Origin of the sequence: Bradyrhizobium nivariense (genome assembly GCF_029846695.2) — a bacterium.
GTDB lineage: Bacteria > Pseudomonadota > Alphaproteobacteria > Rhizobiales > Xanthobacteraceae > Bradyrhizobium.
This window is the reverse complement of the sequence record NZ_JARWCR020000081.1, coordinates 14,817-38,496: the sequence shown is the minus strand read 5'-3', so window position 1 is coordinate 38,496 and position 23,680 is coordinate 14,817. Positions and strand designations below refer to the sequence as shown.

Below are 23,680 nucleotides of genomic sequence, written 5' to 3'. Positions count from 1 at the left end.
GGCGTCGAGCCATTGCTGGCAGCCATGCGGGCGTGAGGCGCGGGCAGCGAACTCAATAGCGACACCGACGGCCGCCTTCGTTGCATGGAGGTGATGCGGAGCCGCGTTTTTACACAGCCTGGACCCAGAGCGGTCATCGCAAATGGTCAGTCCCAATTGTCCATTCCTCCCCGAGCTCATCTCTATGCGCCGGAGGCGACGACGGCGCTTTGCCGGAACGGCGGATGGGCAGGCTGCGGCGCCGACAATTCCTGGCAATACATCCGATCGATGTTGCGCTGCATGAGCGCATAACAATCGCATGCGACCTTCTCGAGCCGCGCCCGATCGATCTCCATAAACCCGCGCCGGTCGGACGGGACGGCGCCGGACTCGCGTAGCTTGCTCATCGTCAGAGTCACTGTGGTCCGCCGCACCCCAAGCAATTGCGCAAGCGCCTCCTGCGTCACCGGAAGGGGGTTATCGGGAACGCGGTCGTGAAGCTGCAGGAGCCATCGCGCCATGCGACAATCCACGCGGTGCAGCGCGTTGCAAGCGGCTACGTGCTGGAGCTGCAATAACACCGCGCGGGCGTGGACCTGCACGACATTCCTGATGGCTGCGCTTTGCGCATAGGCAGCCCGAAACCTGGCGGCGGAAATCAGCGACGCTGTGCCGGCCATGCGAACGATCGCGGTCACGGATGAGAGCGACGGGCCAAGCGCGGAGAACGAGGCCAAAGCGCCTTCCCGTCCCATCAAGGTCGTTGCGACCGATTGCCCGTCCGGCATATCGAGCATGAAGGCGATTGCGCCGCTATGGGGAAAATAAACCGGGTCGAGCTCATCGCCCGACCGCACCAGGACGGCATCGGGTTCGAACGAGACCTTCTGGAAGTAGGGCGTGAGCAAGCCGAGATCCGCCGGCGGCAACGCCGCCAGTAGCCGATTCCCGACGCCGGTGCGGTGGGCGGTCACGATGCTTTCTCGTGAACGAGTACCAGTACCCAATGAACGACGGCATCCATTTAGTTCATCCACGATGATTATCCGAAATACGAATTACCGAACGAAACTATCCAAACAGAGCCATCAGTCGAGATCAAGTACGGATAATTGCGGAGAGCTTTCCTCGCCGCGGAAACAGGATCTTGCATAAATCATACTATTCGCGATCCTTGCCACTCAGCGAGGTTCCCGCGAAGTGATCGAGCTGCTAGCGATCGCGTTTGCCCTTGGTCGTGCCCTTGGTCGTCGGCAACGGGCAATTGGTGCACACCCTGTCGTCGCATCTGCGGCAGATCGTGAAGCGATCCAGCTCGGAGGTGTCCTGCCTCGCCAGCAACTCGTGTAGCAGCGTTCCAAGTCGCTTCGTTTCGGCCGGCGACAGCACATCCAGAAGCGACGCGACGGCTGAAAGCCGGGACGCCATCAGATCGGTCCGGGCCGCGGCGCCGGTGGCCGTCAGGACCAAGGCGATCTCCCGGCCGTCCTTTCCCGGCCTGCGCTCGACAAGCCGGTCCGACACCAGACGGTCGACCAACCGGACGGTTCCAGAATGCGACAGGCCCAGGATCCGCCGCAGCTTGTCATTGGTCATGCCCTGGCCATGGCCGATGACGACGAGCGGCGCAGGCGTCTCACCGCCACGGCCGATGACCTCGCGCGCGCCCCGCTCGATACGATCCATGACGGCGAGCGAGCTAAGGAAGCGCGACGACGACATGGAGCATGGCGATGAGTACCCGCCGACCGCTTCACCGGTTTTTTCAGTCTCACCGGCCGGATCGAATTCGAGAACGGTCAGCGCAGGTCCAATGCGCTCCTGTCCATAGCCGCGATCAAGGATGCGATCTCGATGGTCGCGAAATTGCAGAAGGTGTCCGAGACCGCATAAGGGAAGATGATCTTGTCGCGATGGCGCATCGCGCCGCAGGTATAGACGACGTTTGGAACATATCCTTCCCGTTCGGAAGGGTCTGGGCGCAAGAGCGGCTCGCGCAAGCGGCCGAGCACCTTCGAAGGGTCTTTTTTGTCCAGCAACGCGGCCCCGATCGAATATTTTCGCAAAGGGCCGACGCCGTGCGTCAGCAGCAGCCAGCCTACGTCGAGTTCGATCGGTGATCCGCAATTGCCGATCTGCACGAATTCCCAGGGGTATCGAGGCTTCAGAATCGGCTGGCCACCATCCCACGTATGAAGATCGTCGGAAAAGATCAGATAGAGGTTTTCGTTATCCTGGCGCGCGATCATCGCATATCTGCCCTCGATCTTGCGCGGGAATAACGCCATGCCCTTGTTGCGCGCGGCATTGCCCTTCAAGGTCGATAGCCGGAACGATACAAAATCGGACGTCTCGATCAGCTCCGACCGGATCGCCCGTCCGCTATAGGCGGTGTAGGTCGCGTAGTAGATCTTCTGTCCGGCGTCGCTGAAGTGCACAAAGCGGGCATCCTCGATCCCGTTCGACTGCGCTTCGGTGACCGGAAAAATCACCCGCTCGCTCAGATCTTCTCCAGCCGCGAAAGTAACGTCAATCCCGTCGCCGCCGGGGCCCGATGTCAGCCTGACAAGATCGGGGCTGGATGCAAGACGCGCCGTCGGGTCGATGGTCACGGCTCCGTCTGCCGCAATAAGCCCCGACCGAAATGTCAGGGAAGACACATGACCCTCGCCGACGGCACGAAGACTTAGGATGAAGCGGAGGCTGCCTTCCGCCGTTCCGGTCTGATCGGGATGTGGCACGATACTCGGATTGAACAATGCCGAAGCCTCGAACGAATATTCGTTGAGAAAATAGGCGCCCGCGAGTTGGCGCTGGACCCGTGTGAACACAGCATGGTCGGCCAGCGCCTCTTCCATTTCCGCGGCGCGTGCCTCGAAGATCTGCAACAGGTTGCGGTGACGGCCGAGGAAATTCTCCAGAACGTCGGCCAATTGCCGGTCAGCCGCCTCGGGATCGAGCGCGAGGACCCGTTCGACGATATGGTTGGCGCGGGTCTTGTCCGTCGGATTGAGGTCGCGCGGCTCCGTTGCCGGCTTGAAAGGGCGAACGATCACACGGGTCGGGTCCGGCCGCAGTTGAAGGGCTTGGCGTTTGAGGAAGGGAGATTGCAACAAAATGGCCTCGATGGGTTGAAGGAGGAAATCGTAATCGGCGCCGTCAAGCGACCAGCGGAGCAGGCTTGGCCCGGCTTTCGCTGAGGCGGGCAATTTGCCGAATCTCGGAGAGGCCGAGCAAATACGACACCACGGATTCCCCTCCCCGATTCTCATTAGGACGGTCGGGGTGCAGGCCGTCCCGGCAGCTTCCGGTTTCCAAATCGACCAGCGAGGCTGACAAATCGTTACTGCCCAGAAACCACGCGAATACCCGTGCGGCTTCGGCTTTCCACTCGGCATCGTGATCGGCCCGCCACGCGGCGAGGCATGCCGCGATGGTCGCCGCGGCCTCCAGCGGCTGCTGGTCGAAAGCTTGCGATGGTTGGCGTCGATCACCAAATCCCGCCGTGCCGATCGGGCGGAATTGGCCCTTCGCCGAGGTTTGCCGGTTCACAAGCCAGCGCAGCGACTCCAGGCCGATATCGACATAGCGCTTTGTCTTGCTGGCCAGGCCGGTAATGATCAGCGCCTGGGGCAAGCGAGCGTTATCGTAGGCCAACCCATCCTCGAACCAGACCCAATCGCCGGTTGCCACGGTGTCGAAGATCAAAATCAACCGATCGGCAAGCACGGCACGCAGGCGGGTCGCCTGGAAATCGTCCGGAACAGCCGAGCAGTAAGCATCGAGCCCCAGCAACACGAACGCCCAGGCACGGGGCGAACGAAAACTTTCCACTGTCGCCATCGCTTCGGAAAACAGCGCCGCGGCCCATGAGCGGCGCGACGGGTTGGCATCGGTAAGCGCGCACACGCCCAAGGCCCAGAGCGTGCGTCCGTGGCTGTCCTCCGACCCCCTGTCCTCCAACCAGCAGCGGTTGAAGCCCATGAAATTGCGAAATCGTCGTGTATCCGGATTCCAGGCGTGCTGGACGAAGGCGGCAAATCGCGCCGTCAGGGCTTCCGGCAGCCGCTCTTCGCCCGGATTGTTGAGCGCGCAGGCCACGAGCAGCGCCCGGGCGTTGTCGTCGACGCAATAGCCGTGGGCACGATCCGGCACGCTATGAACGGCATGCTGAAACAGTCCTGTGTCGTCGCACATCGACAGGAAATGGCCGAGCTGCATTTCCGGCGGCGCGCGGCTGTCGCGCAGCAGCGTACCGGTATCCGTGCGCGCAATGGTCTTGAGCCGATGCCGGCGCCCGGCGTTCTCGAACACCGACATATAGCGTTCGGCGGTCCTTTCCCATGTCATCGCGCGGCTGCTCGAATAGGCGCGCTTGCGCATCGCTTGCCGAAGCACGTCGTTGGTGAGCAGCTTGGCGATTTCGATGCCAAGCGCTGCCGCATCGCCAAACGGAACCAGGATGCCCCGGCCATCGGCTAATAGTTCGCGGGCATGCCAATACGGGGTGGAAACCACGGCTTTACCGAGCCCGAAACTATAGGCCAGCGTGCCCGACGTCATCTGGGCCTCACTGAGGTACGGCGTTACGTAGACGTCAGACATCGAGATGAAATCGAGCAGCGTTTTCTTGTCGACGAACTGATCGAGGAACACCACGTGATCCTCGACTCCAGCCCGGCGCGCATGCGCCATCAGGGCCTCACGATAGGCTTCGCCCCGATCTCGCACGAGGTTGGGATGCGTCGCACCGAGCACGACGTAAACGGCGTCGGGTCGGGTCTTCAGAATCGAAGGCATCGCATCGATCATGACTTCGATACCCTTGTTCGGCGACAGCAACCCGAATGTCAGGATGACCGACTTATTGCTGAATCCGAGCGCAGCCTTGGCCGCGTCGGGTTCGACGAACGCAAATTCCGGGATGCCGTGCGGGATGATTTCGATCTTCTCGTCAGCCACGTGATAGACGGAGCGCAACAACTCCCGACCTTTTTCAGCCATCACGACGACCTTGGACGAGGACTCGACGATGCGCGCGATGACATCGCGCTGAACCTCTGTCGGCTCGGACAGGACCGTATGCAGCGTTGTCACGATCGGTAGGGTCAGGCGCGACAAAAGCGCCATGAGCTGACCTCCGGCTTCGCCGCCGAAAATGCCGAATTCATGCTGCAGCGAAACGGCCTCGAAGCCGCCGCTGTTCAGGTAGGCGGCCGCACGGACATAATCATCTTGCCGGTCGTCGTTGATCTCCAGGCCCACGGTGGGAGGATAATCGTAGACCTGGCCGTGATCGGTCATCGCAACGATGACAGTCTCCAGATCACCCCGGGACGCCGCAATGGCGCTCTGCAAGTCGGTGGTAAAGGTCGCAATGCCGCAGCGGCGGGGAAGCGAATTTCCGATGAATGCGATACGATTTACGGCAGCCAATTTGGCGTCTCCGATTGTTTGAGCGCGGCGGTCTCGAAGGGGGACGGGACGAGGGCGCTGGGAAAAGCGTGCGGTCCGCGACTGGCGCCCGCGACGCTGCGCTCTATTAACGCAGCAGGGTTTACGTTCGGGCCGGGATAGGCCAGCAGCGCTTTCAACCCGTTCGCACCTACCTCGATTTCCGCATGGTCGGCTTCCAGGAAAACGGCGTCCCCCTGCGCCAGCCGCGTCGAGCCGAGTTGGGCGTGACCTTCGATCGCCAGCAGCCAAGTCTCTTTCGGTGCGTCGAGCATCCAGACGGAACCCGGAGCAAGGTCAGTTTGCTCCAGCGCAAAATAGGAATTGACCGTGAGGGCCGTTCGCGCGCCGCTCAGACGTTCGGAAGGCGATTGGATTTCGCGAGGGCCTGCCGTTGCCACCGCGACGGCATCTTCGATGTGCAGTTGGCGCTCTCGTCCATAGTCGTACAGCCGGAACGTGGTGTCGCTGTGCTGCTGGATTTCGACGAGCACGATGCCAGCGCCGATCGCATGAATGGTTCCAGCGGGAATGAAAATGACGTCGCCCGGATGAACCGGGTGCCAATGCACGATATCGGCGATCGAGCCATCGGTGACCGCGGTTCGCAACTCGGCGGCGGAGCGCGGATAGTTCAGTCCCACCGCGACCTTGGCACCGGGGATCGTGGAGACGATGTACCAAGCTTCGGTCTTGCCGTTGGCAAGCCCGATCGAGCGCGCGAACGCATCATCCGGATGAACTTGAATCGACAGCGGCTCGGTGGTGAAGAGCATTTTGAGCAGCAACGCCGTCTTGGGCGCGGCAAGACCCGGGCGCTCAAACCACAATTCCCCGATCGGGCCGTCGCTCGTCGACGCCAGGCTCCAGGGACGCAGATCGAGGCTGCCCCAGGGCTTCGGCTTGGTTCGCACGATGGCATGCTCGATCGTCAAGCGGACCTCTCAAAGTCTGTGCGGTCAATCGTTGACCGTTCGTGCCGGGCGCGGGCCGGTCCAGGGCGGGAGCGCATCCCATTCAGCCCTTCGCATGCGGCGTTCTTCATCGCCGACTTTGACGAAGACAAACGGAGCGTCGTCCTGCCCGGTCTTCGATCCAGTGAATGTGGCCGGAAGCCCGTTCGAGTTTCGGACAACTGCTGTATTTGCCAAGTAACCTCCCGACCGATCTGCGTGCGAGATCGCTGCTGCAGGTCAATTAAAAATGGATTCCCGATGCATGAAGGCCGACGCAGCGGCCAGCAGAACAAGGAAAACGGGCATCGGCACCGGAGGTACCAACCACTCCAGGAGATTTGTATTTTGGGGTATCAGACATCCAACCGCCTTCTTGGTTGAGGCGGGAGCGCAATGCTCTCAGTCACCGATAACTGCCTAGGGCGGGCGGTGATCTCGAATATATAGGAACGCCGTCACCCAATAGCGAGACGAGAGCATCAATCAGATCGGCTTTATTAGCTGTATCTTTGTGTTAACATTGCTCTATGGTGACAAGACCTGACGTCTGAGTTGACGAGGGACATTTGCTCAATCGCAACCCTAACTGGCTGATCCCCTCGTCGTGAGGGTCTCGGCTATCGGATGTCGCATGGTTTCAACGGATCATTTCCGGCAGGAGATTCGATCCCGGCTCGAATTGGCGAGCGCGCAAGGCCTTCAGAACCTGACCATCGAATGTGGCGAGCTTTACCGGTCCGTGAGCAAGCTGCCCCTTTTCGATCGATGGATGATCTTCTGCTGCAACGCGATGCGCGCGGAAATGACCTTGACCGATCGTTTGATTTTCGATGACAGCAACGCAAGCCTGCTAACCATTCACTATGCATTGCCACGACATCAAAAGCGGCCGAAAGCAAACCAGGTACGATTGGGGTAACTCGATGCGTTGGCTCCAATGACCAGTTTGTCGCTGCTGCTGTTGCAGAACGGGTTGCCCGATCTTCCAGTGGTGCTCATCGAGCCTCATCGAAATCGCGGCGAGATCTGGCGCATCAAATTCAACTATGACATTGACGAGCCGCTCTCGATGAGCGCCGAACAGGCATCGTCATTGGCAACTGATCTCCATCAAATAGGCGCAGACGAGCTAGCCGACGAGATCGACGACGCGGTCAGAAGTGCGACGCGTTATAGCACGATGGGATCGCGATAGGCGTTGTCCCTGGGTGCCATGTCAACGCAAGGATCGGCCTGAAGGCATTTGAGGGTGAGAATTCCGGCATCGCGGCCGAGCATCTCAGCGCGCGCGAATTTCCAGATCCGCTCTGCAGCGGCGTTGAAGTGCGTGATGCGATGCGCGCTATCGACGATGACGACGCCATCGTCGGCGCGTTCGAACGCAGCCAACAGCACTTCCGGAATTTCTGTCACAGGACAACCGGAGGCAGACATCGTTGGACCGGGGGCATCGGGAAGATGCGGCAATCGACGCTAGCGCTGCGATGGTGTCCAAGATGTTTTTGCAGTCCCGTCGCACCACGCCAAGACGCGAGATGCTTAACGTTCTGCGAAAGAAGCGAAGGCAATGCGGTGCGTGCGGAACCTTATTCGGCTCCGGTTCCCGCCTGGAGCTTGTCCAGCCGGCCGGCCACGGCGCGCACCTTGCGCGGCGCGGCCTGCCAGATCGCGAGTGCCGACAATCCGCTCACGATGATCGCGATGCCGAAGGCGAGCGTGTAGTCGCCGGCGCGATCATAGAGCAAGCCGGTGACCCAGGGACCGGCTGCGCCGCCGGCCAGGGCCGCCAGCATGATCGTGCCGAAAATGCTGCCTTGGTGCTTGCCCTGAAAAATCTCGAACACCACCGCGCCCATGATCGAGGTGAGGCCGTAGCCAAGCGCGCCTTGCGTGAACACCATCACGTAAACAAGCCACAACGACGGCTGGAATTTCAGCGCCATCAGCGCCGCGAAAGAGATCGCAAAGCCCCCGCAACTGATCGCCCACACCCATTCCCGCCCGATCCGATCGGAGACATGGCCGAGCAGGATCTGGCCGGGAATGCCGAGCAGGCTGACGATGCCGAGCGCCCACACCGCAACACCAGGGCTGAAGCCGATGTCGAGCAGGAACTTGGTCTGGTGCACCTGCACCGCGTACCAGATGTAGAGGCCGCAGAAATAGCCAAGCGCGATCCACCAGAAGCGCGCGGTGGCGACGGCGCGCACGAGCGTCCACTCGGTACCGACCCAGACGGGATCGACGACGTTGGAGACTGGCGTCAACGCACCCGCGGCCGGCGCCGCGTCGCCGTCCGGCTGGAGGCCGATATCCGCGGGGCGCTTGTGCAGGCACAGATTGACCGGCGCCAGCACGACCAGGATGAGCAGGCCCATGGCAGTGCAGGCGGTGCGCCAGCCGGTCTGTTCGATCATGTGCTGCACCCATGGCAGCAGCGTCACCGAGCCGATGCCGACGCCGGCGAAGGCGATGCCGATCGCGAAGCCGCGCTTGCGGATGAACCAGTTCGGCAGAAACAGCGACTGGCCGGAATAGCCGAGACACACCGAGCCGGCGCCGACATGACGCCGACGGTGACATAGAGATGCCAGGGTTGGCTCGTGAGCGGCGCAAGCAGCAGCCCGCCGCCCATCAGAACCACGCCGAGCTCCATCACCGCGCGCGGGCCGGCGCGGTCCATCAGCCGGCCGATCAGCGGGCTGACCATGCCCGACACCACGAAGCCGAAGGAGAAGGCGCCCGCAGTGACGCCGCGCTCCCAGCCGAATTCGGAGATGATGGGAGGAAAGAACAGAGAGAAGGCGGTGCGCGCGTTGACGCCGATGGCCATGGTGACGAAGGTCACCGCGACCACGACCCAGCCGTAGAAGAACGGAAGCCGCATTGTGTGTTTCATCCCCGGACGGTCCTTCCGACCATCCGGACCCGCCCGGGTCAAGCGCTTTTCGCGCATGGCCCTTGAGCGACAGCGCGATCGCACTCGAGAGCGGTTTCCCTGCGGCCCATCCTTTCGAGACGCCCGCTTTAGGCGGGCTCCTCAGGATGAGGACGGAGCGCGCGGCGGCAGCTTCAACAGGCACCAGGGCCGCTTAGCCTCATCCTGAGGAGACCGCGAAGCGGTCGTCTCGAAGGACGAGGCGGGCGCTCAGGCGGCGTCGAGCTGTGACGGTTTGACCGGCGCGTCGAACAGGATCCGGTCGATTGGCTGCGGGCGGCCGAACAGATAGCCTTGCGCGAAATTGACGCCGAGTGCCTTCAGCCGCTCGAATTCCTCGCGGGTCTCGACGCCCTCGGCGGTGACCGACATGTCCAGCCCGCGCGCCAGCGTCACGATCGAGGAGATGATGGCGGAGCTGCGCGGCTGATGCGTGAGGTTGCGGATGAACGACTTGTCGATCTTGATCTTGTCGAACGGGAACGCGGTCAGATAGCTGAGCGACGAATAGCCGGTGCCGAAATCGTCGAGCGCGAGCTCGATGCCGATACTCTTCAGCCGCTCCATGAAGGCGTGGTTCTCGACGCCGCGTTCCAGCAGCACGGATTCCGTGATCTCGATCTCCAGCCGCTGCGGCGGCAGCCCGGAATCAGCAAGCGCCGCGCTGATCATCTCGAACAGCTCGGCCTCCTTGAACTGGATCGGCGACAGGTTCACGGCGACCATGAGATCGGAGGGCCAGCCGGCCGCGTCCGCGCAGGCGCGCCGCAGCACGAACTCGCCGAGCGGCACGATCAGCCCGGTCTCCTCCGCAAGCGGAATGAACTGGTCCGGCGGAATCAAGCCGCGCGTCGGATGCCGCCAGCGCACCAGCGCCTCGAAGCCGCGCCGCGCGCCGCTGAGCGCGTCGACGAACGGCTGATAGTGCACCTCGAGCTGGCAGAGCGCGATGCCGTCGCGCAAATCGCCTTCCAGCGTGCTGCGCGCCTCGAGCTCGGCCGACATCGCCTCGTCGTAAATGGTGAAGCAGTTGCGGCCCGCCGATTTCGAGCGGTAGAGCGCAAGGTCGGCCTTCTTCAGGAGCTGCTCCTGGTCGCTGCCATGATCCGGCGCGATCGCAATGCCGATGCTGGTGCCGATCTCGATGCGGTGTCCGGGAAGAAGGAACGGCTCGGCAACGAGCTTTGCGATCCGCCCCGCCAGTTCGGTCGAGCAGACGCGCTGATCCTCGCAAGCTTCCTGAATGATGGCGAATTCGTCGCCGCCGAGCCGGGCCAGCACGTCGCTGGCGCGCAGTGCGGATTTCAGCCGCTGTGCGACCTGACGCAGCAGCGCATCGCCCGCACCATGACCGAGCGAGTCGTTGACGTTCTTGAAGCGGTCGAGGTCGAGCATCAGGATCGAGAAGGTCGGACCGCCGTCCTTCTGATCATTGAGCTCGTCAAGCCGGGCGAGGAAGAAGGCGCGGTTCGGCAGTCCGGTCAGGATGTCGGTCTGGGCGAGTTCGAGCACCCGCCGGTTCGCCAGCGTCAGCCGCTGCGAATTGCGGCTTGCGAGCATGAGATAGGTCGAAAGCGACAGCGTCAGCAGCATGCCGACGATCAACACCGCGCCCGCGCGATCGTAAGTCGTCTCCAGCGAACCGCCGGCAGCTGGAACCGCCCGCACCTGCCAATCGGTGTCGCCGATCTTGAGATTGCCCGACCAGTGCAGGGCCCGCGCGACGTCCCGCATCGACTGCGGCGCCTTGGCGGCCGACGAATAATCCGGCAGCAGTTCCTCCAGGTTGACGATCTGCCCCGTGAACGGCGGATAGACGTTCACGCTGACCGCGGGGCTTGCGCCGGTGGTCACGCGAATGGACTGGATCAGCAGCGGCAGGTCGAAGATGCCGACGACGAAGCCGGCGAGATTGCGGCGCCGGTCCACGGCCGTGTCGCGCGACGTTCCCTTGGCGTAGACGGGAATGGCGACGAGGACGTCGGGCAGCCGGCCGCCCTCCTTCGGCTCGTAGAGACGGGTGCGAATGGCCGCGACCCGGTCGGTGTCGCGCGCGCGCTCGAGCACCGCGCGGCGCTCCGGAACGGTCGCGTAGTCCATGCCGTAGACCGAAGATGTCTTCGGCTGGGTCGAGTAGAACACCGGAAAATATTCGTCGCTTTGCGGCGCGGTCGCGAACGCATCGCCCTGGAGCGACTTGATGCGATAGCCGGCCACACCGTCCGCGATCGCCGCGGCCTCGTATTCGGCGCGCTCCTTGCGGTTCACGCGCGGCACCCAGCCGATGCGCAGCATGCCGGGATGGTGCTCGAACAGGCGGGCACTGAAGGTCTCGAATTCGCTGCGGGTGATCTCCTGGTTGGTCGATTCGAACAGCGTGCGCAGCGCGACGAGCCTGGAGATGTATTCGCCCATGCCGTTCTGCATGACGATCGCTTCGGTCTCGGCCGCGCTTTCGAACTCGATCTTGTTGACGCGGTCTTCCCATCGCGCCACTGCGGCCGCACCCACGATCGAGAACAGAAGACCGACGCCGACCGCGACGAGCGCAGGGCGATAGAGCCCGAGCAGCGGCGCGGCACGCCACCATCCGGTCATACGCCTCCGATCCTGATCGTTCTGATCGCGACCGCTCATCTTGATCCGCAAGTCCCCTCGACGCGGCGGCCCGAACTTCTGGTTGAGCCGCGTCGACCACTATCGGAAGGAGCGGGGTTAAAAACTGCACAATTTCGGAACCGGGGCGTTCCGCATCACGCGATTTAGTTAACGATTGACCCTGCAAGTTGCGTCAGTCTGGCAGTAACTTGCCGGTTTTCCCCGGTGCCTTACGCATCGTCCAAGCTGCGCAGGATAGCGACCTGTTCAGGGGCGCAAGACCTATCGTTTCGACAACGCGTCCAGCATCGGCAAGTGTCCTCATGACACGATAGCGATCACTAGCGCCAGGACGGTGATCCAGAAGTCGGGACGTTCAGGGCAGTGGACCGGCTGTAACGGCGCTCACGGCCGCCGCGTCCAGCGCTCCGCATTGACGGCACCCGGCGGGATCTCGCCTTTGACGATCGCTTCGACCTGCCGCACCGTTTCAAGGGACTGATACTCGATCGCCTGCGGCGTCAGGCCGCCGACATGCGGCGTGGCGATGACGTTGGGGAGTTTTGCCAGTTCCGGGGTCGGCATCTGGTCAGCTGCACGGCCGACATCCATCGCCGCACCGGCGATGCGGCTCTCCAGCAACGCCCGCGCGAGCGCGGCCTCGTCGACGAGGTTGCCGCGCGAGAGATTGACGAACACGGCGTGCCTCTGCATGCGCGCCAGTGCCGCCTCCCCGATCAGGCTCTCGGTCTCTTCGTTCGCAACCGCAAGGCAGACGACATAGTCCGACGCGGCGAGGAGATCGTCGAGACCGACTTGCCTGATGGCGCTGTCGCTGACGGTCGCGAAGGGATCGGAGACCAGCACCTCCATGCGCAGCACTTTTGCCACGTCGGCGAGGTAACGCCCGATGCTGCCATAGCCGATGATGCCGATGCGGCTGCCCGCGAGCTGACGGCCCATCCGCGCCTCCGGCCTGCGGCCGGCCTGGTAGTCGGCCGTCGCCCGCGACACGCCGCGCGAGAGATCGACCATGAAGCCGATCGCGAGCTCGGCGACCGCCTGCACGAAGCCCGGACCGGCGCGGGTCACGAGCACGCCGGCGTTCGAGGCGGCATCGACATCGACGTTGCGGATATCGACGGCGCAGCGAACGAAGGCGCGTAAGCGCGGCAGTTGCGGAAAGATCTCGCCACGGCCCTCGGTCATGCGATCGGCGACGATGATGTCGACATCTTTCGCAGCGCGCACGAGGCCGGCGGCGTCCAGAGTATCATCGCTCTCGTGCAGGACCACCTCGGCGGCCGCGCGCAGGCCGTTCAGGCTGCGATCACCGTAGTAATTGCGGCGCATCTCCGGCGTGTGGGCCAGCAGGACTTTCACGGCAACACTCCCTCAATAACCGAATGCGCGCGGCAGCGCGGTGCTGAGCGACGGCACGAACGCTATCACCAGCAGACAGAGCAGCAACAGGCCCAGATAGCCCATGATCGGCTTCACCGTCTGCTCGATCGGCACATTGCCGATCAGGCAGGCGCCGTAGAGCCCGAGCCCAAGTGGCGGCGCGAACAGGCCGATGCCCATCGCGATCACGAGCACGACGCCGAAATGCAGGGGATCGACACCGAGCTGCACGGCCACCGGCAGCAGCAGCGGCCCGAAGATGATCAGCGCGGCCGCGCCTTCCAGCACCGAGCCCATCACGATCAGCACGGCGATCGCGAGCAGCATGAACAGCCAGACGCCTGAAGACTTGGACAGTCCCAGCATGAAATCGCCGACCGCATGCGGCACCTGTTGCAGGGTCAGCGTGAAGGCGAGCGACTGCGCCGCGGCGACGATGAACAGCACGAGTCCGGCGCGCGTTGCGGCCTGGACAAAACTATGCGCGGCCGATGTGAAGCTGAGCTCGCGGAACACGACGCTGCCGACGACGAGCGCATAGGCCACGGCAAAGGCGGAGATTTCCGTGGCCGTGGCAAAGCCGCTCTTGAAGCCAAAGAAGATCATGAAGATCAGGCCGAACGAGGCGATCGCGCCGCTCCACAGACCCGACACCGGCATCTGCGGCGCGACGTCCTCGGCTTTAGCCGGAGGCTTGCCGAAGATGATGGAGACGGCGATCAGGACCAGCGCCATCAGTGCCGCCGGCAGCAGGCCGGCGACGAACAGGCCGCCGATCGACAGGTTCGCCACGAAACCCAGGATGATCAGGTTGATGCAGGGCGGAATGGTCTCGGCCATCACTGCGGATGCCGCGAGCAGGGCCACCGCGCCGCCCGGATTCTGCTTGGAGCGGCGCGCCGCCGGGATCAGCACGGAGCCGACGGCGGCAACATCGGCCATCTTCGAGCCCGAGATGCCGGAGAACAGCACCATCGAGGCCACCATCACCACGTTCAGCCCGCCGCGCATGCGGCCCACCGCGCGCTGCAACAGCTCGATCAGGCGCACCGACATGCCGTTGGCTTCCATGAGGTAGCCGACGAGGATGAAGAACGGGATCGCGAGCAGCACGAAATTGTCGATGCCGCGCGCCATCTGCTGGGCGAAGATCACGCCGGGCAGCGCGCCCTCGACCCAGATGAAGATCAGCGCGGCCAGCGCCAGCGCAAAGCCGATCGGCAATCCGCCGAACAGCGTCGCGAAGAAACCGATCAGCATCAGCGTTCCCGCGGACGGCACCGACGACGGCGACAGATAATCCCAGGCGAGATAAAGGCCGGTCGCGACGGCGATCGCGACGAGCCCCCTGACGATGTCAAGGAGCGGCCTCGCGCAGAGATGGTCGATCGCGAACACCGTCATGAACAGCGCGCCGACGCCCATCGGGTAGAAGGTCAGCTCCAGCGGCAAGCCCGAGCCGGTGGTCTGACCCGCCGTCAGCGAGCCGAGCTTGATCGCATTGTAAGCGACATAGGCCGAGATCAGCACCACCAGCAGCGCACTTGCCGCATCGACCAACGTCCGCAGCCGTACCGGAGCCAGATCGCGGAAGAAGGAGACGCCGACATTCTCGCCACGCGCGAGCGCGCTCGCCGCGCCGAAGAAGGCCGAGCCGACCATCAGGCCGCGCGCGACGTCGTCGGACCACTCGACCGGCGCGTTGAAGCAGAAGCGCAGCAGCACGGAACCGCACACCACCGCGAGATCCGCGGCCAGCAGGATGGCCGCGGTCGCGTCGCTGACGCGAAGCAGCAGTGCGATGCTCCCGTGGCGGCCGCCCGAGAGGGACGCGGCGCCTGTCATCGCCAGCTCGGATTTGGCCATCTCAAGCTTGCGTGGCGCGGATGATGTCGATGACGGCCTTGGATTCCGGCCGCGCCTTGATGAAGTTCTCGGTCTGCGGCGCCACGCGCTTCCTGAACGCCTCGCGGTCGCATTCGGCCACCGTCACGCCCTTCTCGGTCAAGGCCGACAGCGCCTCCTTCTCGACCGCGAGCCCATGGGTGCGCGTGTCGGATGCGGCCTTCTTCGCGGCATCGAGAAATCCGTCGCGCAGCTTCGGATCCATGCGGTTGTAGGTCATGTCGCTGAAATAGATCGCGAGCGGCGAGAAATTGTGCTGCGTCAGCGCGTAGAATTTCGCCGTTTCGAAGAACTTGCTGGCCAGGATCGTCGGCGGATCGTGCTCCAGCCCGTCCAGCACGCCGGCCTGCAACGCCGTGTAGATTTCGCCGAACGCCAGCGGCGTCGCGGCGGCCCCCATCAGACGCAGGCATTCCGTGATGACGGGATTTGGCAGGGTGCGGATCTTGAGGCCGGCGAGATCCTCCGGCGTCTTCACCGGCTTCTTCGCAAATACGCTGCGTGAGCCGAAATTATAGGCCCAGGCGATGATGCGGATGTTGCTGCCCTTGAGCAGCGCCTCCTCGATCGGCTTGGCGGCGCCGGCGTCGAACGCCTTGGTCTGCTGCGGGAAACTCGAGAACAGAAAGCCGAGATCGTAGGTGCCGACCAGCGGCACCAGATTGGCCGAGATCGACGAGCCCGACACCATGAGGTCGATAACGCCGAGCTTCACCGAGTTGATGACGTCGATTTCCTGCCCCAACTGATTGTCGGGAAAGAACGCGACCTCGACCTGCTCACCGAGGCCGTTCGCCTTCAGGTTCTTCACGAGATTGTCGTAGTAGACGCGGCCGTTGGCGAATTTGGGATCGTTCGGCAGCGAGGAGGAGCATTTCAGCTTCAGCGTCGCGGCTTCGGCGCGGCCGATGAGTGCGGGGGAGAACACGAGGCCGGCGGCAAGGCCCGTCGACGATTTGATGAACGCGCGACGGTTCACGGGCACGATGGACATGGTGCGGTCTCTCCCCAATTATTATTTTTCGCGCCGCGGTCGTTGCCGCAGCCCGTTGCACGAACTGTATGGCGAAAGCGACGGCCCAGGCAAGGCTTGCGGCCGGCCGTCGCAAAGCGGCGTGTTGCGAACATCGACGGCAGCAGCGCGCAGCGAAACAACCATCTTTTTTGCGGGATTTCGATCAGACGAGCATGGGACCCGATCTGCGAGAGGACGCTTACGCGCAGCATCCGGGATCAATCCAATTGGCGCATGGATCAATGCGCAATTCACATGGATGGCGCCAGAACGATGCCGCACCCGCTCTGGCAGACCTCCTGCCCCTTTTTGCCGCGGCTCAACGTGATCCAGTGCACAGACAGACGCGTGGCGGCAACCTAGAAAAGGTGACATCATCGCGCGCATTGCCGATGGAGGTGACATCATGCGCCGTCCAGTCCTTCGTAATTTGTTTCTTGCATCCGGCCTTCTCGCGCTCACGCAATTGACGACGCCAACGGAGGCCGCGGCCGAAGCGCGGCTCGCACTCGTGATCGGTCAGTCGGCCTATCGCACCGTGCCGGAACTGCCCAACGCAGCCAACGACGCCAAGGGCATGACGGAGCTGCTCGGCAATGCCGGCTTCACCGTCACCACGGCATCCAATCTGGCGCAGAACGACTTGCGTCAGGCGATCTCGGATTTCGCCGGCAAGGTCAGCGCCAGCGGCGCCGACACTGTCGCACTGGTGTTCTATGCCGGCCACGGCCTCCAGATCGACGGCGAGAACTATCTCGTTCCCGTCGATCTCGATCCCAAGCGCGAGGCCGACATTCCGCTGCAGGGTGTGCGGCTCAACGACCTGCTCAACACGCTCGGCGCGCTGCCGACGCGGGCGCGCATCTTCATGCTCGATGCCTGCCGCAACAATCCGTTCCCTGCGCTCAGCGGTGCCGGCCACGGGCTTGCGATGGTCGACACCAAGGCCGGCGCGCCGGGCTCCTTCATCTCCTATTCGACCTCGCCCGGCGCGGAAGCCGAGGACGGCAGCGGCATCGACAGCCCGTATACCACCGCGGCGCTGACCGTTGCCAAGCAGCCCAATTTGCCGATCGAGGAAGTGTTCAAGCGCATTCGCGTCGCCGTGGCGCAATCGACCGACGGACGGCAGATCCCCTGGGAAAGCTCGTCGCTGACGACCGACTTCAAGTTCTTCGGCGAGAGCAGCAGCGGTCAGCCTGCGCTTCCTGGCGCATCCTCCATGGCGCTTGCGAGCGGAACGCGCAGCGTGGAGGACTGGCGCAAGGATTTGCAGGGCAAGGATGCCAAGGCCGCCTATGAGCTGGTGATCACTGAGGACACTGTTCCCGCGTATCAGGCCTATGTCGAACTGTATGCGCAGGCGTCCTTCACCCCGCGCCTGCGCACGATTTTGGAGCGCCGGCGCCAGATGCTGGCATGGGAGCGGGCCACCGCGATCAACACCCGCGCTTCGTTCGAGGCCTATCTGGCGAACTGGGACAACAGCGATCTGGCTGCGACCGCGCGCAGGCTGCTGCTGCGCGTGCAGAACCGCAACTATGCCTTACCCGTTGCGGCCGTAGCCGTCCCGGCCCCGATCGCTGTCGCAATGGCGCCGACCTGTCCGTGCTCGACGCCGTCGACGCCGGCAACGCCGGTCAACCCGACGGTCGCGCCCGTCATCAAGAAGCGCGTCGACGACACGCCGCCGAAGCGCAAGGTGGTCGAGACGCCGCCGAAGCCGCGCCGGCCGCCGCCTGATGAAGTGGTTTACGAGCGCGCGCCGCCGCCGGATCGCGGCCCGCCGCCCGGCGCTGTGATGCAGGGCATCGGCATCGGTATCGGACTTGGCATGGGAATGGGTGGCGGCGGTCGCGGCGGCGATTATCACAACGACCGCGGCCGGTACTGAGGCTTCCGCCCGCGCCGCGAAAAGATGTCCGCGAGCCCATGGCTTGCGGACATTTCTGTTGATGCGGCTCTCGTGCCCCGGACGCAGCGCAGCGCTCTTCGGCGGTGCGCTGCAGAGCCGGGGCCCATGCGGCAGCGAACTGTGCAGCATCCTGGATCCCGGCTCTGCGCAGCAACGCTACGCGCTGCAGCGCGTCCGGGACAGAAGAGAGTTGCGGATATTCGCCATCTGCCGCCGTCCGAGCCCGAATTGCTGTAGTCTGATCGTCCGACGCAGGCCTTCCGGGGATTCCACATCAATGCCGCACGACGCTCACCCCAAGCATGCATGGCCGCTGTTCCGGTCGCTCGCGTCCTATTCCCTGCCCGGCGATCTCATGGCGGGGCTGACGCTGGCGGCGATTGCGATCCCCGAACAGATGGCCACCGCGCGGCTCGGCGGCTTCGCGCCGCAGATCGGCTTCTTCGCCTTCATGGCGGGATCGCTCGGCTTTGCGATGCTCGGCGGCAACCGCTTCCTGTCCTGCGGCGCCGATTCCACGATCACGCCGATCTTCGCCGGCGGGCTTGCCGCGCTGGCCGCCGCCGGCTCGCCTGAGTATCAGGGGCTCGCGATCGCGCTGGCACTGATGGTCGGCGCAATGATGCTGGCCGGCGGCGCCTTCCGCCTCGGCGGCATCGCCAATCTCTTGTCCGTGCCCATCATGGTCGGCTTTCTCGCCGGCATCTCCGTCCACATCATCGTGTCGCAATTGCCGGGCGTGCTGGGTCTGGAATCGCCGAACGGGCCGACGCTCGATCGCATCGGCGTGCTCGCAAGCGAGCTCGGCCGCACCAATCCCTTCACGTTGTGCATCGGCTTCGGTGTGCTGGCCGTGGTCTTCGTCTCCGAGAAGGTCAGCGCAAAAATTCCGGGCGCGCTGATCGGGCTCGTCGCAGCGACCTTGGCCACAATCGTGCTCGGCCTCGAGAGCAAGGGCGTCAACGTCGTCGGCGCCGTGCCGGGGACGCTGCCGCGGCCGACCATCCCCGAGCTTGCGCCGGAGCAATGGATCCGCCTCGTGCCGCTCGCCTTTGTCATCACGGTCGTGGTGATGGTGCAGACCGCCGCGACAACGCGCTCGTTCCCGTCCGATCCCGACAAACCGGCCGATGTCGATCGCGATTTCCTCGGCGCGGGCGCCGGCAGCGTGCTGTCGGGCCTGTTCGGCGCGTTTCCGGTCAATGCCAGCCCGCCGCGGACGGGTATTGTCGCCGAGACCGGCGGGCAATCGCAGCTTGCGGGCCTTGCGGCCGGAACAATCGTGCTGGCGCTGCTCGCGTTTGGAACGGGATTGCTGCAGCACGTTCCGGACGCCGCGCTCGGCGGCATCCTGCTGTTCGTCGCGCTGCGCATCATCCGCGTGAAGCAGATCGTCACGATCTATCGCCAATCCCCAAGCGAATTCCTTCTGATCGCTGCCACCGCCGCGCTGATCATCGTGCTGCCGATCCAGCAGGGCGCGTTCCTCGGCATCGTACTGTCGCTGCTGCACGGCATCTGGAGCACGACGCGCGCGCGGCTGGTCGAATTCGAGCGCGTGCCGGGGACCACGATCTGGTGGCCGGCGCATCCGCACATCGCCGGCGAGCGCATCGCCGGCGTCGCCGTGATCGGGCTGCAGGCGCCGCTGTCGTTCCTCAACACGCCCGGCTTTCGCAGTGATGTGACCAAGGTGCTCGGCGCGACGCCCCCGCAGCTGCTGGTGCTGGAGGCGAGCGGCATGGTCGAGATCGACTTCACCGCCGCGCAGATCCTGCTCGACGTGTTCAGGGCGTGCAGCGAACAGGGCGTCACGGTCGCGCTGGCCCGGCTGGAATCGGTGCGCGCGCAGGATGCGTTCGAGCGGTTCCGATTGTTCGATGTGCTGCCGAAGGAGCACGTCTTCCACAGCGTGGACGAGGCGGTGCGCAAGCTGGCGAAAGTGGCGTAAGTTGGGTTAGGCCGCGGGCGCGGTGCACCTCTCCCGCTTGCGGGAGAGGTCGACACGCTCGCAAGAGCGTGGCGGGTGAGGGCTTTATCCACTCGCGATATATCGCTGGTGGAGAGACCCCCACCCCGGCCCTCCCCCGCAAGCGGGAGAGGGAGCGCACCTTCCTCGTGGCAACAATCAGCCTTCACTGCGACAGCGCGGGATAATCGCGCTGTATCGTTTCGCGGATCCAGCTGGCATGGATCGCGCGAAACAGGATCTGCGCGGTTTTGATGTCGTTGGCCTTCATGCAGAGATCGACGATGCGACGGACCGCGTCGTCGCGCATCAATCCGTCCGAGATCTTCATCGCGATTTCCATCGCGACTTTCGCCGCGCGTTCATAGCGCTCGCTTTCGCGCTTGTCGTGACGTGTGGCCTCTCCGACGGTCGCAGCACTCGCCGCAGCGGCCTCACAGATCGCACGGATGCGCTCGGCGGCCTCGATGTCGCCGAGCGGCCGTTCGATCGCTTCATCCCAGATGTCTTGCCGCGTCTCGCGCGCGAACCACTTCATCGCCCCGCCACCCGTGGTCTTCCAGCCGCCGCATCGTCGCGCTTCAAACCGCGCCCAGCATAGAGAACCGTAGTGAGATCGGCGAGGCGGTTTTTTCCGCCACACTCCGCGGCTCGCGACACGTTCAGGACGTCCGACGTGGTCCGATCGCCTCGAACTGCGCCTTCTGCTCGTCGTTCAACGTGGCATAGAAATCTTCGAGCGCGGCGCGCACCGATTTGACGCCATCCAGCATCGCGTCGAGCCGCTTGCGGATCGCGGCCATTCGCGCCGGCGGCGTCATCACGTCGCTGGGCTGGCAAGCCGCCTTGAGCGATGCGCTGACCTTGGCGCTGGTATCCTGGAGCACCTGCAGCGCAGCGCGCTGGGTGTCGTCGGGATGAAGCCTCGCCTCGATGTCGGCGCCGGGCCAATCGAGTGCAGCAGACGCCCCGCAATTCTGGACCAGCGATCCACTGGCATTGTTGGAAGCACGACGCTGATTCTCGGCCAGCGCATTGAAGCGCGCCTTCTGCTCGTCGGTGAGCGAGTCATAGAATTTATCCAGTGCGGGCTGGACGAGATCGACCGCCTTCTCCATTGCCTCGACGCGCTGTTGCATCGCCGCGAGGCGGCCGGGCGCCGTCGCCGCGACCTGAGCCGGACAGGATGCGCGGATCAGCTCTGCCGCCTGGATCGAGGCGTTGCCGAGTTCGTCGAGGCTCGCGCCTTGCGCATCCGTCGGCTGCACCGCGGCTGTTATCTGGTCGATCGGCAGACCGACGATTTCGCGGCGGTCGCTGCCGCAGAGCTGATCGAGCGGAGCGCCTCGCGCATGCCGCCGTCCTTGCGGACGCTGCGGCAGATAGGCCGAGAGACCGTCATAGCCATAGGGCCCAAACATGCCGGCATAGATGTCCGGATAGCCGTAGCCCCAGAAGCCGAGACCGTCGCCCCAGACTGTGTAATCATAGAGGTCGTTATAGGCGAACGGCCAGAACAGCGGCCCGACCCAGCCATAACCGCCCCCGGCATGTTGCCACCATCCGCTGCCGGCGCCGCGCCAGCCGGCGAGTGCGGCCGCGGCTGCGATCTGGGCACGCGCTGCCGGATTGCCGATCAGCCGGCCGTTGCGGAACGCGCTGGAGTGCGCATTGAGGGCATTGCGGAAATTCGCGGGACGGACGGCCGCATTGCGGATCTGACCGAAGTTCGGGCCACCATGTCGGGCTCCGGTTGCGAACCGCATCCCGCCATGATGTCCGCCGCCGCCATGCGCGTGCGCGAAACCGTGACCGCCGAAATGGCCGCCGCCATGATGGCCACCGCCATGACCACCCCCATGACCGCCGCCATGACCGCCGCCGTGCCCACCGCCGTGTCCGCCGCCGTGTCCGCCGCCTCCGCCCTTCCCCAGAGCCGTGCCCGCCAGCATGCAGGCCAGCGCCATCACGGCAATTCCAATGACCGGTCGCAACATCGCATCCTCCCGCAGAGCCGCGCCATTGAGGCATCGGAAGTTGACGGAATTGGAACCGGCCCGGCTGCGGAAAGTTCCGCGACCGCGATGCAGTAGGCCGCGCTACGCCTCCGGCACGATCTTGCCGGGATTGAAGATGTTCTGCGGATCGAGCGCCTTCTTCAGCGCCCGCATCGCATCGAGTGCCTCGGGGCCCAATTCCGCCTTGAGATATTTCTGCTTGCCTTGGCCGATGCCGTGCTCGCCGGTGCAGGTGCCGTCCATCGCCTGCGCGCGCTCGACCAGCCGATGCATGAACTCCTCACCGCGTGCCATCTCGCCGGCATCGTTGGTGTCGCAGACCAGCGAACAGTGGAAATTGCCGTCACCGACATGGCCGACGATCGGCGACAACAGGTTGAGCCGCTTGAGATCTTCCTCGGTCTCGCTGACGCAATCGGCAAGGCGCGAGATCGGCACGCAGACGTCGGTCGCGACCACGCCGATGCTGTCGCCGGGCCGCAGCGCCTTCACCGACCAATAGGCGTCGTGCCGCGCCTGCCACAGTTTTGTGCGATCCTCCGCCTTGGTGGTCCAGGAGAAGTCGCCGCCACCGCAGTCCTTTGCGATCTCGCCGAAGGCCTTGGACTGTTCGCCGACCTCGATCTCGCTGCCGTGAAATTCCATCAGCAGCAGCGGCGTCTCCGGCAGCGTCAGCTTCGAATAGGCGTTGCAGGCCTTCACCTGCGCGGCGTTTAGCAGCTCGATGCGCGCTACGGGAATGCCGGTCTGGATCGCCAGGATTACGGCCTGACATGCCCCGTGCACGGTCTCGAACGACACCGCTCCGGCCGCGATCGTATCGGGGATTCCGCGCAGGCGGATGGTCAGTTCCGAGATGATGCCGAGCGTGCCCTCGGCGCCGACGAACAGATGCGTCAGGTCGTAGCCGGCGGATGATTTCTTCGCACGCGTGCCGGTCGTGATGATCTCGCCGTCGCCGCGGACCACCTTCAGCGCCAGCACGCTGTCGCGCATCGTGCCGTAGCGCACCGCGTTGGTGCCGGAGGCGCGCGTCGAGGCCATGCCGCCGAGGGAAGCATCCGCGCCGGGGTCGATCGGGAAGAACAGGCCCTGGTCGCGCAGATGCTCGTTGAGCGCCTTACGGGTGACACCGGGCTGGATCACGCAGTCGAGGTCCTCGGCATGCACCGCGAGCACCCTGTTCATGTCGCGCAGGTCGATCGAGATGCCGCCCGCGGGTGCGTTGACCTGGCCCTCGAGCGAGGTGCCGGTGCCGAAGGCGATGACGGGCACGCCGTTTTTCGCGCAGATCCGCACCACGTCCTGGATGTCGGCGGTCTCCTGCGCCATCACCACGCCGTCCGGCGGCTGGTTCACGATCCATGTGGTGGTATGGCCGTGCTGCTCGCGCACGGCCTGCGAGGTGATGAGACGGTTGCCGAACCGGGCGGCGAGCTGCTCCAGCGCGCTTGCGAGGGCTTTCGGCTCGACCCGCGGCGGATTATTGGTGATGGTCGTACCCACGGACGTTCCTCCCGACAGAA

At 64.2% G+C, this 23,680-nt stretch carries 17 protein-coding genes and 1 pseudogene; 4 read left to right on the top strand and 14 right to left on the bottom strand.

The features are described 5' to 3' along the window. Positions 1-182 precede the first annotated feature (182 nt). From QCM77_RS39370 to QCM77_RS39350, 5 genes are all read right to left on the bottom strand, one after another. A complete protein-coding gene (locus QCM77_RS39370; protein WP_280096426.1) occupies positions 183-956 on the bottom strand; it encodes a Crp/Fnr family transcriptional regulator in 774 nt (257 codons plus the stop codon). A 238-nt stretch (positions 957-1,194) separates the two neighbouring features. Further along, positions 1,195-1,704, bottom strand: a complete 510-nt coding sequence (locus QCM77_RS39365) for a MarR family winged helix-turn-helix transcriptional regulator (RefSeq protein WP_280096425.1) — start codon at positions 1,702-1,704, stop codon at positions 1,195-1,197. 77 nt (positions 1,705-1,781) lie between these two features. Beyond that, a complete protein-coding gene (locus tag QCM77_RS39360; protein ID WP_280096428.1) occupies positions 1,782-3,098 on the bottom strand; it encodes a glycoside hydrolase family 130 protein in 1,317 nt (438 codons plus the stop codon). Positions 3,099-3,141: 43 nt separating this feature from the next. After that, the gene (locus tag QCM77_RS39355; RefSeq protein ID WP_279661036.1) at positions 3,142-5,418 is read right to left on the bottom strand and encodes a glycosyltransferase family 4 protein; all 2,277 of its coding nucleotides are present in this window, start codon (positions 5,416-5,418) and stop codon (positions 3,142-3,144) included. Beyond that, entirely contained in the window at positions 5,406-6,371 is a 966-nt protein-coding gene (locus QCM77_RS39350; protein WP_279692546.1) for a class I mannose-6-phosphate isomerase, read from the bottom strand. The genes QCM77_RS39355 and QCM77_RS39350 overlap by 13 nt, the downstream gene beginning before the upstream one ends. A gap of 652 nt (positions 6,372-7,023) precedes the next feature. Between QCM77_RS39350 and QCM77_RS39345 the strand changes: the two genes are divergently transcribed. Then, positions 7,024-7,311 (top strand): hypothetical protein, encoded by a 288-nt coding sequence (locus tag QCM77_RS39345; protein WP_279661034.1) that lies wholly within the window; start codon positions 7,024-7,026, stop codon positions 7,309-7,311. Positions 7,312-7,329: 18 nt separating this feature from the next. Then, positions 7,330-7,587 carry a hypothetical protein gene (locus QCM77_RS39340; RefSeq protein ID WP_279661033.1) on the top strand — a complete coding sequence of 86 codons (258 nt, stop codon included), beginning with the start codon at positions 7,330-7,332 and terminating at the stop codon, positions 7,585-7,587. Here QCM77_RS39340 and QCM77_RS39335 read toward each other — a convergent pair. The 6 genes and pseudogenes from QCM77_RS39335 to QCM77_RS39310 form a co-directional block, all read right to left on the bottom strand. Continuing rightward, positions 7,563-7,781 carry a PAS domain-containing protein gene (locus QCM77_RS39335; protein ID WP_279692550.1) on the bottom strand — a complete coding sequence of 73 codons (219 nt, stop codon included), beginning with the start codon at positions 7,779-7,781 and terminating at the stop codon, positions 7,563-7,565. The two genes, QCM77_RS39340 and QCM77_RS39335, sit on opposite strands and share 25 nt — an antisense overlap. A gap of 197 nt (positions 7,782-7,978) precedes the next feature. Further along, positions 7,979-9,279, bottom strand: a pseudogene (locus tag QCM77_RS39330) (MFS transporter). A 261-nt stretch (positions 9,280-9,540) separates the two neighbouring features. Next, positions 9,541-11,928 (bottom strand): bifunctional diguanylate cyclase/phosphodiesterase, encoded by a 2,388-nt coding sequence (locus QCM77_RS39325; RefSeq protein ID WP_280096424.1) that lies wholly within the window; start codon positions 11,926-11,928, stop codon positions 9,541-9,543. A 405-nt stretch (positions 11,929-12,333) separates the two neighbouring features. Next, the gene (locus QCM77_RS39320) at positions 12,334-13,311 is read right to left on the bottom strand and encodes an NAD(P)-dependent oxidoreductase (RefSeq protein ID WP_280096423.1); all 978 of its coding nucleotides are present in this window, start codon (positions 13,309-13,311) and stop codon (positions 12,334-12,336) included. A 12-nt stretch (positions 13,312-13,323) separates the two neighbouring features. After that, a complete protein-coding gene (locus QCM77_RS39315; RefSeq protein WP_280096427.1) occupies positions 13,324-15,177 on the bottom strand; it encodes a TRAP transporter large permease in 1,854 nt (617 codons plus the stop codon). Between the two features lie 22 nt (positions 15,178-15,199). Next, positions 15,200-16,231, bottom strand: coding sequence for a TRAP transporter substrate-binding protein (locus tag QCM77_RS39310; protein WP_279661028.1), 1,032 nt, complete (start codon positions 16,229-16,231; stop codon positions 15,200-15,202). 427 nt (positions 16,232-16,658) lie between these two features. Here QCM77_RS39310 and QCM77_RS39305 point away from each other — a divergent pair, with 427 nt between their 5' ends. Both QCM77_RS39305 and QCM77_RS39300 read left to right on the top strand, forming a co-directional pair. Then, positions 16,659-18,146 (top strand): caspase family protein, encoded by a 1,488-nt coding sequence (locus QCM77_RS39305; RefSeq protein ID WP_279661027.1) that lies wholly within the window; start codon positions 16,659-16,661, stop codon positions 18,144-18,146. Between the two features lie 298 nt (positions 18,147-18,444). Next, the gene (locus tag QCM77_RS39300) at positions 18,445-20,118 is read left to right on the top strand and encodes a SulP family inorganic anion transporter (protein ID WP_280096422.1); all 1,674 of its coding nucleotides are present in this window, start codon (positions 18,445-18,447) and stop codon (positions 20,116-20,118) included. Positions 20,119-20,302: 184 nt separating this feature from the next. Here the strand turns inward: QCM77_RS39300 and QCM77_RS39295 are convergent, their stop codons facing one another. The 3 genes from QCM77_RS39295 to QCM77_RS39285 form a co-directional block, all read right to left on the bottom strand. Further along, positions 20,303-20,674: a hypothetical protein gene (locus QCM77_RS39295; protein WP_279661025.1), complete on the bottom strand. Its 372-nt coding sequence runs from the start codon at positions 20,672-20,674 to the stop codon at positions 20,303-20,305. A 124-nt stretch (positions 20,675-20,798) separates the two neighbouring features. Further along, a complete protein-coding gene (locus QCM77_RS39290) occupies positions 20,799-22,133 on the bottom strand; it encodes a Spy/CpxP family protein refolding chaperone (RefSeq protein ID WP_280096421.1) in 1,335 nt (444 codons plus the stop codon). 102 nt (positions 22,134-22,235) lie between these two features. Further along, complete coding sequence (locus tag QCM77_RS39285) at positions 22,236-23,660, bottom strand: FAD-binding oxidoreductase (RefSeq protein ID WP_280096420.1); 1,425 nt, start codon at positions 23,658-23,660, stop codon at positions 22,236-22,238. Between the last annotated feature and the right edge of the window lie 20 nt (positions 23,661-23,680).